This window comes from Bartonella sp. CR84HXZ (assembly GCF_042194535.1).
GTDB classification, from domain to species: Bacteria; Pseudomonadota; Alphaproteobacteria; order Rhizobiales; family Rhizobiaceae; genus Bartonella; species Bartonella grahamii.
In genome coordinates this window covers 18,870-28,105 of record NZ_JBHIMY010000018.1, presented here as the reverse complement: position 1 = coordinate 28,105, position 9,236 = coordinate 18,870, and the positions used below count along the sequence as shown (strand labels likewise).

Below are 9,236 nucleotides of genomic sequence, written 5' to 3'. Positions count from 1 at the left end.
CGATAATACTCCATCGATATAAAAACCCGTATCATGCTGTAAACTTCCATAGGCTCCAACAGACCATTTATCAAATGGACTCTTTTTGCTCTGTTCAACATCCTGTGGGTTTAGAAAAAGATTTCCATAGTTCCCCAAAGCCCCAAAGAATGTACGACTGTATAAACTCTCAATCTCGTTTAACAAAACACCTGCTTCGAGTGCACTATAATTCAGCTCAGCGTTATAGCCATATTCAAAAGCAGATAAATTGGAAGCATAATGATGACTACCACCATAAGCATGCAGAAAAAAGGCTGTCTTTTCATCATCCTTCCAAGAGGAATGAAAAGCATTCCGCATTGTCTCTACCTTCTTATTTTGCGTGATCATATCCACTAAACCAGCATGAAATAAGGTATTTGGCAAAAGAAGATAAGTTGGCAATTGAGGAACAACAGCTCTAATTTGGAGATTAGACTGAACATTAAGCGACACAGGAAGATTAGACGAAGGATCAACAGGATCAGAAGATGTAGAAGGCTTTGGTTCAATAGGAGCAGGAGAAACAGAATCTGCAGATGAAGGAGATGCCGAAACAGAAGGCGAGTCAGACATCAACAAGGTAGGAAGTGGATCGGGGGGAGAAGGTGGAAGATCAACAGGATCAGAAGATGTAGAAGAAGAAGCTGTGGCAGATGTCAATGACGTAGGAAGTGGATTGGGGGGCGGAGGGGGAAGATCAACAGGATCAGAAGATGTAGAAGAAGAAGCTGTGGCAGATGTCAATGACGTAGGAAGTGGATTGGGAGGCGGAGAATCTAAAGGACGAGATAATGAAAACGAAGCCGGTTTAATAAGTGGACCATTATAAGTACCTATTCTAGAAGAAATATAGATACCTTCAAGACGGAAATCCCAAAAATCCCCCTCACCTTCCACTAATCTTTGCTTAATATCCGCTTTTCCAAAAGGCGAATTCGGACCATAACCACGAATACGATATTGATAAGGAAAGCCTTTCACTGTAGTATAACTATCATAACCATTGGCGAGTTGAAAAGAACCTGCCTGCGCTGTTCCAGCAACTTGAATAAGTGAAATGCTTTGATCTCTTCCATCATAGACTTCTTTATTTGCAGCTTTCGGAAAATTTCGCACATGAATGAATGTCGTTCCCGAGACATCACCAGAAATCAATATACGATCGGTTTTTTGGGGATCAAACAAACCCTCATCACTCAAAAATACACTCAACTTAATCTGAGCATTTCCCTCAGCACTGTAGACTTTTTTATCTTTTGATGCGAGAATTCTATCTCCTGCGTCTATATCCGCCCTTTTTCCAATGCGTAGCGTTTGATAACCATTCGATATATCTTCATCATTAAAGATCAGTGTACTATTGGAAAGACTTAGAGAAGAAAGTGATGAAACAGATTCCCGTAAACCGTTGTATTTACTTTTAGTAAGATACCATGTTGAATAGTGGGTTAACTCTAAATCAACAGTTGATTTATCGTCAACACGCGTACCTCCTGTAAGAGAAGAAGCACTTGCTTTCACCAATAGAGAAGAGTTATTTTTAGCTTTTAGCAACAAATCACCAGAAATCTTTGTTTCATCAGATAATTCAAGAATACCTTCAGCCCCATAGCCTCTATTCCCCTTCGCATAAATCGCAATACCATCTGGAACTGTCATATTTGTCTGTGATAAATAAACAAATGCCTTCCCCGTGAGAACTTTTTGGATTTCTAAAACTTTTTCATCATCTCGTTGCCTAATCATCTTAGCAAGCTCTTCTGGAGCTAAAACATTAAAATACAAACCATGTACTCCATCCCCTTTCACAAAAATATTATTTTTTTCTATCTTAATATTTGTATTCTTAAAGCCATCTGGCGAAACATACTTTTGAATTAATTTGCCATTATCGTCTACATAACCTGAAAAATTTTTAATCAAGAATCCATGCATATTGTTAAGATGAATAACATTTTTTTTCAAATGAACATCACCCCCTTGAAAAACCTCAAAAGCTTCAGGCAATACCCCCATAGCGCCATCACCATCTGTTCTAGCTTCCTCCCTCCTTCCTTGCCCCGTAATACACATAGTATCAAGAATATAGCCCCCCCCAAACCGAGTTGAAAATGAGCCAATCTGATTAAAATTAACGGTACCTTCTGACATTCTAACCATTGCATCAAAACCACTCATAATACCGATCCCTTTTACCTTCAAATTATCTGGTTCAATATCGATATTCACACTCACTAAAGAAATATCCGTTTCTTTCCCCCATGCATAAATAGCATGTGAAGCCCCCTTAATTTCCCCTACTGTCATGCTAATAACTGCATTTTGAGCACGAAGAGCAGGTATGTCCTTAAAATCTGCAGCTGTTAGATTAAGTTTTCCACCATTTCTTACATACGCCCCATAGGCAGATATTTTATCTGAATTATCGCCATAAACTGTTATCTGAGAGGCATTAACAACAGTGCCAGCTTTTTCTACATATATAGCTGCAATAGGCGCAGCCTCCTGAGAATTTTTTAAGTAATAAACTTTATCTGCGAGAAAGTGTGTTTTTCTATCATCGCATTTATAAAATGCCTCTCCTGCATCACTTGAAGATCCTGCAGCACTAACATAAGTAACCTGAAAAAAATAAAGAATAGCTGTTGTAAAGTTACACAAAAACACATGTCTTTTAAATACATAAAACATAACTCTTCCCGACTCCTATTCCCCTATTTTTATTCATTTAAGAATAATATCTATATTTAAACTAACAGAATTCTTAAAATACAATAAATATAAAACTAAAGAGCTACTTTTAATACTTAATATAACAATATATACTTATATATAAGTTACTATATAGTTTATGTATAGCTAGAAATGATAGTGTAAACCGCCTGAAAAAATGGTTTCTGAAAAACCAGCTTTGCTAATTTGCTAAGACGATGTTGATAAGTTACATCTCCATGCAATGCAAAATGTGAGGACAACAGAGTATTCAACCCAACTCCAGTTTCTAGAGAAAAACCAAAAGCCCCTCATTGGAATTCATCTCCAAATTGTACACGTTGTTTTCCTCCAAAACTATTGGCAAGATGAAGCTTGCCATTGAAAGAAACAACAATGCCCTCTTCAGAGACAGAAAGCATCTTTCTTAAAGACCCACCAACACGCATCACCCACAAATCAAGTTTTCCATTTCAATATCAAAACCATCAATATCAGACGCCTTATAACCGCACCTTTTGATAAATAACCTAAACCTGCGGATCAAAAATAACCCCTAACTATAATTGTAATTGTAACAAATATGAGTGTTCAGAAGAATCTGAACACATTTAAATTAACGACATGAACTTGGGTCATGAAAAAAAGGCTTATGAAAAAATAGAGAAAGGCAGAAACGAACTATCCCCTTTATGTCCTGTCATAAATGACTTACCCGCAATCAATGAAGCACTCAAAGGTGTTCCTCTTCAATGTTGTTGTCTTGCCTCTTGCTTTCGTGAGAATATCCCCCTTAAATAAACCATAGGAAAAAAGGACATCTATATAAAAGCCTGTGTCATGCTGCATACTGCTATATGCTGTAATAGACCATTTATCAAATGTACTTTTTTGCTTTCTTCAATATCTTGAGGTTTTAGAGAATTTTTTCCATCATTCCCCATTATTCCAAAGCTCAAAGTGTGATGTATATCCTCAATCGCATTGAGCAAGACACTTGCCTCTATAGCGTTATAATTCAAATTTCCGCCATAGCCATATTGAAGCTCAGGTGGTCAGAAACATAATGATAACTTCCACCGTAACCTCGCGCAAAAAGTGCAGGATTTTTTTACCATTTTCCCCTAAAGCCGCAGCAGCGATACGCAATGTTTCCAGCTGTTTGTTGTAATTGTTCATATCCATCAAACCAACATGAAACAAAGCATGGGGCATCGACAGATATGTTGAAACTTGCGGGACCACCGCTTTAACACCCTCTTCAGAATAAAGAACAAAAGCATCATGATCAGCGAAAACATTATTATGATGAGTATAAGTGCTTAAAGAACGAGACACATCATTTTCCAACCGAATATGACGCAGATGAGAAAGTTTCTGAACATATTCAACTTCAAGTCGATAATTCCAAAATTTCCATTATACTCAATATTTTTCTCTTTAACGGATTCATTCCCACCTTTTACCTATCTATAAGAAGAATTTGGACCATTAGCACGAAAACACTATATCGATAAGGCGCTCCTCTTAAAGCAACATAATCTGTTGCCAGTTTAAAGGCATCCTCCGCAGCCTTTCCATAAACCTGAACAATTGAAACACTGAGGCTATCTTTTTATCGTCTTTTTGCTTACCTTTGCTATGGTTCTTTATTTTTTTTGAAGCCACTAAAACATCGACAATATGCACCTTAGTTTTTCCATAAACATCACCATAGATTAAGAAGTTTATCAGCTTTTATTCCCTTGCTTTTACCATTTGCAGCAAGATGTGCACTAACATATAAACGTGCGTCCCCCCTGCAACGTAAGCATAATCTAAACCACGATCATCATCCAATCTCCTAATACGAAGTGTCTAAAAAAATCATTTCTTGGTTTTCTGAAAAAAATAGAACTATCAATAAGCCTTACCAATGAAAGAAATGAATCTACAAAATATAGAACTTTTTTATGATTATTTTTAAGCGCATTTTTATTTGCTCTTACAGTCCATTGAGATCGATTGAATAACGCAACACTACCATAAGAACCTTTCTCAATATGTGCTCCTCCTGCAAGAAAAGACGCATAGGCATCAAGCGCGACAAATGAATTATTTTTGACATCTAATAACCGATCAGCAAAAATACGCGAATCCTCTAATATCGTAATATAAGGAGACCTCCTAGCATCGTTACTATAAATAGCCCTACCATAGGGAATATGAAGAGCAGTCTTTTTAAACCAAAATTCACCTAAACTTGTAAGAAGCTCTCCCTCTTGATATTCATATTGCGAAGGAGCTCTTCTAAAATGCAAACCGTGAACCCCTTGTCCTTTAATAAGGATCTCTGTGTTTTCAAAAAAAATCCCAGACATAAGACCATCCTGCAACTCATATGATCTTTCCTTAAAAACAGGATCGGCACTTTCAACCGCTATACCATGAACATCAGAAACCTGAATCTTACCTTCATCAAAGGAAAAAAACCGCCCTGCTTCACGCCAACCACAGATTGAGGTAACGTGGTATTTCTATCACTTTTCTTTTCGCCATTCCCTATAATAAAACTCTTTTTAAAAGAAGTTTTATTATCTTTTGACACAATCACTGCTGATGTAATCTTCTCAGATCTATTTAATTCTAAAATTCAACCAGTTCCTGAAACGCCTTTTTCCCCTTTACTTTTTTCCGGCTTAATAACTATGTTATGAGATTGTATTGTAAAAATAACATCTGTAGTTCTCTTATCCAATCCACTCATATATAACTTATCACGACTTTCAAAAGTACGAGCAGCATCAACTGTATCACACGAATACGATTAAAAAAAAGAATTATATGAAGGTTTATAATCTTCTGCACTCGCATCTATATTGTACGCGAAGAAAAAAATAGAGGTCGTAAGAGAACACACACACACACATGGCATTTTAATACTTTAATCATAATTTAGTCTAAACTTTCTTTATTTTATCTTTATAAAAAACCGAAAAGACAGATCTGGTTCATGCACTAATTATTCTTATTACATGTCGTCCACATAATTTGCTTTATATTATATATGAAAATCAAAAATCAGAAAAACAATACAATAAAACCATGTTTTGTGCTTATAATTTTAACAAAGGATGTATTAAAAAAATACAATTAAAAATGATAGCTTAATCCACCAGAAAAATGCGTTCCAGAAAAGCCAGAATTCGTAAATTTATGCTGATAAATCAGATCACTATGAAAAATAATTTTTGGAGATAGTTGCGAAAAAACACCAAATCCAGCTTCTAAAGAAGACCCAAAAGAACCAAGCTGGAAGGCATCTTTAAAATACACAAATTGTTTATCATCAAAACTACGAATGAAATGAAGCTTACCATAGAATGAAAGAACATGTGCATCTTTAGTAAATGTAAGTGTCTTCGTTAAATACCCACCAACACGCATCCCCCAATGATCCGGGCTTCGCATATCAATATTAAAATTATCAATATCACGAGTCTTATGAAACTGGAGATTTTGATAAACAAACTGAACCTGTGGTTCAAAAACAAAATATCGGCTGCCTATCATAAACGTTTTACCAGCAGTTAAGGAAACACTTAGGGGCTTACCTCTCAATGCAGCCGTTTTACCTCGCTCAAGTGTGAGAACATTTCCATTAAACAAACCATAAGAGAAGAGACCATCCATATAAAGACCCGTATCATGCTGCATGCTTCCATATGCTGTGATTGTCCATTTATCAAATATACTTTCTTGACTTTGTTTAATCTTTCGAGGCTGCAAAGAAAGCTTGCCATAATTTCCCATAATTCCAAAGGATGTCGTACTATATGCACTTTCGATTTTCTTGAGTAAAATACTTGCCTCTAGTGCATTATAATCAAGCTCACCGCCATAATCACCATATTTAAGTGCAGATAAATTTGAAGTATAATGATGATGTCCACCGTAACCGCGCAAAAACAAAGCGGAATTTTCATCATTTTTCAACAACCGACCAGAAACAGTTCGCAGCGCTTGCAACTGCTTGTTTTGATTACTGATATCCATCAATCCAGCATAAAATAAGGTATTTGGCACAAGAATATAAGTCAGAACCTGTGGAACAATGACTCTCACATTTGGTTCAAAATGAGAAGAAGGCTCAAAAACAGATGGCGGAACAGGTGAACCAGACGCAACTGGAGCAACAACAGAAGTGGGGCGAGAAACAGGCGGCGGAACAGGTGAACCAGACGCAACTGGGGCAACAACAGAAGTGGGGCGAGAAACAGGCGGCGGAACAGATGAACCAGATGCAGGTGGTACAACTGGTTTAGATTCAGCAATAGCGGGAACAACAGGTGCAAGAGAGGAAGGAGGATTGGGGATCTCAAGCACAACAACATCAGGTACATTAGGTGTGGTAGTAAGATGAAAGTCCCTATCAGGAGAATCTACAGGAGAAGAAAGACTTGGCTCCTGAGGTTTTTGCCTCGAATTAGAATCAATAGAACCATCCTCACCTCCAGTCATATTAGGATGAATTTTAGGAAAAGAAGGAATATCATCAGAAGAAGGAGGGACAACCAAATCAAGAACAGGAAAAACTTTAGTGGTATCGAGAGAAGTAGAATCAACAAATTGACTTTCGAGGCGAAAATCCCAAAATGTTCCAGTATTTTTAAGCACTCTTTGATTGGAATCTGCCGCCCCTAAAGCAGAGCTTGGACCATAACTCTTAAGATGATACTGATAGGGAGAGGCTTCAAGTGTGGCATACCCCCCATTTAACTGAAAAGAATCTTCAGCGGCTTTTCCATAAACCTGAATAATGGAAATCCCCTGATCATTACCACCATCTCCCGTCAATGCCCCTGAGCTTCCAGGAACACTATACACATGGACTGTCGTTTTTCCTTCAAGATCACCATTGATTAAAAGCCTATCCGTTTTTTGCTCTTGCAGAGCTCCTCCTTTATCCAAATATGTATTAAGATAAAGACGCGCATCGCCTTGTGCACGATAGACAGTCCCTGCCCCTTTTCCGATAAGAAGTGTCTGATAACCATCTGTCGTTTTGGATTTTAGTTCTTCAAAAACAAGAGAACTATCCGTAAGATTGACCGATGAAATGAAGGAATAGTCCCCTAACTTAGAACTAGAAGCATCAGAGTTGTGCAATTTGTCAACTTTTGGTCGCGATAAAATCCACTTTGAACCATTTTTTAACTCTATCTTAGCTGTAGAACTTTCATCAACATGTGCGCCTCCTACAAGGGTAGAAGTATCAGCCTCAATCTTTACATTGGAACGCTCAACAGCTTTCAGGAGTGAATCACCAGAAATTTTTGAATGTTGTGAGAGTTTAACAGAAGTTTCAAATTGGCGGCTATAAATAGCTGTACTTTCTAGAGCCATAACAGTTGTCTTTGTCAAATGGACAGACCCTTTTCCAGGTATAATTGTTTTTTTATCATTGAAGACAGCTTCCCAAAAAAAGCGCATGCTATTAAATGCATTGCCTCTCACAAAAATATTGGAATATTTGATATGAGCATCATTATTATCATTCCCCTGCAATATAATGCCATGAGCATTGCTAACATTAACGTTTCCCTTCTGGAAATTAAGAGAGCCTTTCCCCTGAAGCATACTAAAAGCAGAAGCTTCACGATGATTATCTGTATTTGTCCCCTGTTTCCCCCTCCCAGTAATAGAAACACCATCTAAATTAATTTCTCCTTCTCCTCCTGTTTGAACACCAATACCATCAGCAAAGTTAATTTTCCCTCCTTTCATATAAATTTTTGCACCATTATAACTCAAAAGACCTATCGCATCAGAAGATGTCTTAATCTCTGTCTTGGTCAAAGCAACAAACGACCCTTTACCAGCAACACTGATCCCCATTCTGGTTGCTTTAATCACCCCATCCTGCATCTCAAAAGCGCCCTCATCATTAACATCGGCCCCTATCGACACATCGTTTAACATGGAATAAAATAGAGCAACGCCTCCCCCATTTGAGGACTTTACAGCTGTTGTCCAAGCATTTGCTCCTGAATAGCCATTTGCATTCGAAACACCGTTAATGATTATAGCCTCTCCCTCAATGACTGTATCTTCCCCTGATGCCTCTATGGCAGCATCAGAACTTTCACCCGTAAGTCGATAAGTTTTCTGGGAAATTTCATGCGGTTGACCATCATTACAGCGATAAAATGAGGCACTTTCGTTACATGAATATGGCTTCTTCTCAGCAGGAATCTCACCTGCATCAGCATTGTATACAAAGAAAAAAATAACCGTTGTAAAACGACATAAAGAGAGATGATTTTTAAGCATAATTTTCTACAAACTTTCTTCCCCTTCTCTAAAAACAAAAAAATACGCGTTCTGTTTAATAACTTTGGTTACGCGCGATAATTTAAAATACGTTTTGTATTTTATATATCCACTAAATGTTTTATGTAAAGCCAGAATCCCAAAATATTACAATTTAAAATTGTGTTATTTATAAAAACACGTAAAAA

The 9,236-nt window shown here is 37.3% G+C and carries 6 protein-coding genes; all 6 read right to left on the bottom strand.

The window, feature by feature from the left end; translation table 11 throughout:
• The coding region (locus ACFIKD_RS07715) for an autotransporter outer membrane beta-barrel domain-containing protein (RefSeq protein ID WP_375647660.1) at window positions 1-2,715 on the bottom strand (2,715 nt) is incomplete at its 3' end.
• Window positions 2,716-3,047: 332 nt separating this feature from the next.
• Window positions 3,048-3,194: a hypothetical protein gene (locus tag ACFIKD_RS07710; protein ID WP_375647658.1), complete on the bottom strand. Its 147-nt coding sequence runs from the start codon at window positions 3,192-3,194 to the stop codon at window positions 3,048-3,050.
• Window positions 3,195-3,557: 363 nt separating this feature from the next.
• Entirely contained in the window at window positions 3,558-3,758 is a 201-nt protein-coding gene (locus ACFIKD_RS07705) for a hypothetical protein (RefSeq protein WP_375647657.1), read from the bottom strand.
• 25 nt (window positions 3,759-3,783) lie between these two features.
• Entirely contained in the window at window positions 3,784-4,074 is a 291-nt protein-coding gene (locus ACFIKD_RS07700) for a hypothetical protein (protein WP_375647656.1), read from the bottom strand.
• 479 nt (window positions 4,075-4,553) lie between these two features.
• Entirely contained in the window at window positions 4,554-5,096 is a 543-nt protein-coding gene (locus tag ACFIKD_RS07695) for a hypothetical protein (protein WP_375636437.1), read from the bottom strand.
• 772 nt (window positions 5,097-5,868) lie between these two features.
• Window positions 5,869-9,048 (bottom strand): autotransporter outer membrane beta-barrel domain-containing protein, encoded by a 3,180-nt coding sequence (locus ACFIKD_RS07690; RefSeq protein WP_375647654.1) that lies wholly within the window; start codon window positions 9,046-9,048, stop codon window positions 5,869-5,871.
• Between the last annotated feature and the right edge of the window lie 188 nt (window positions 9,049-9,236).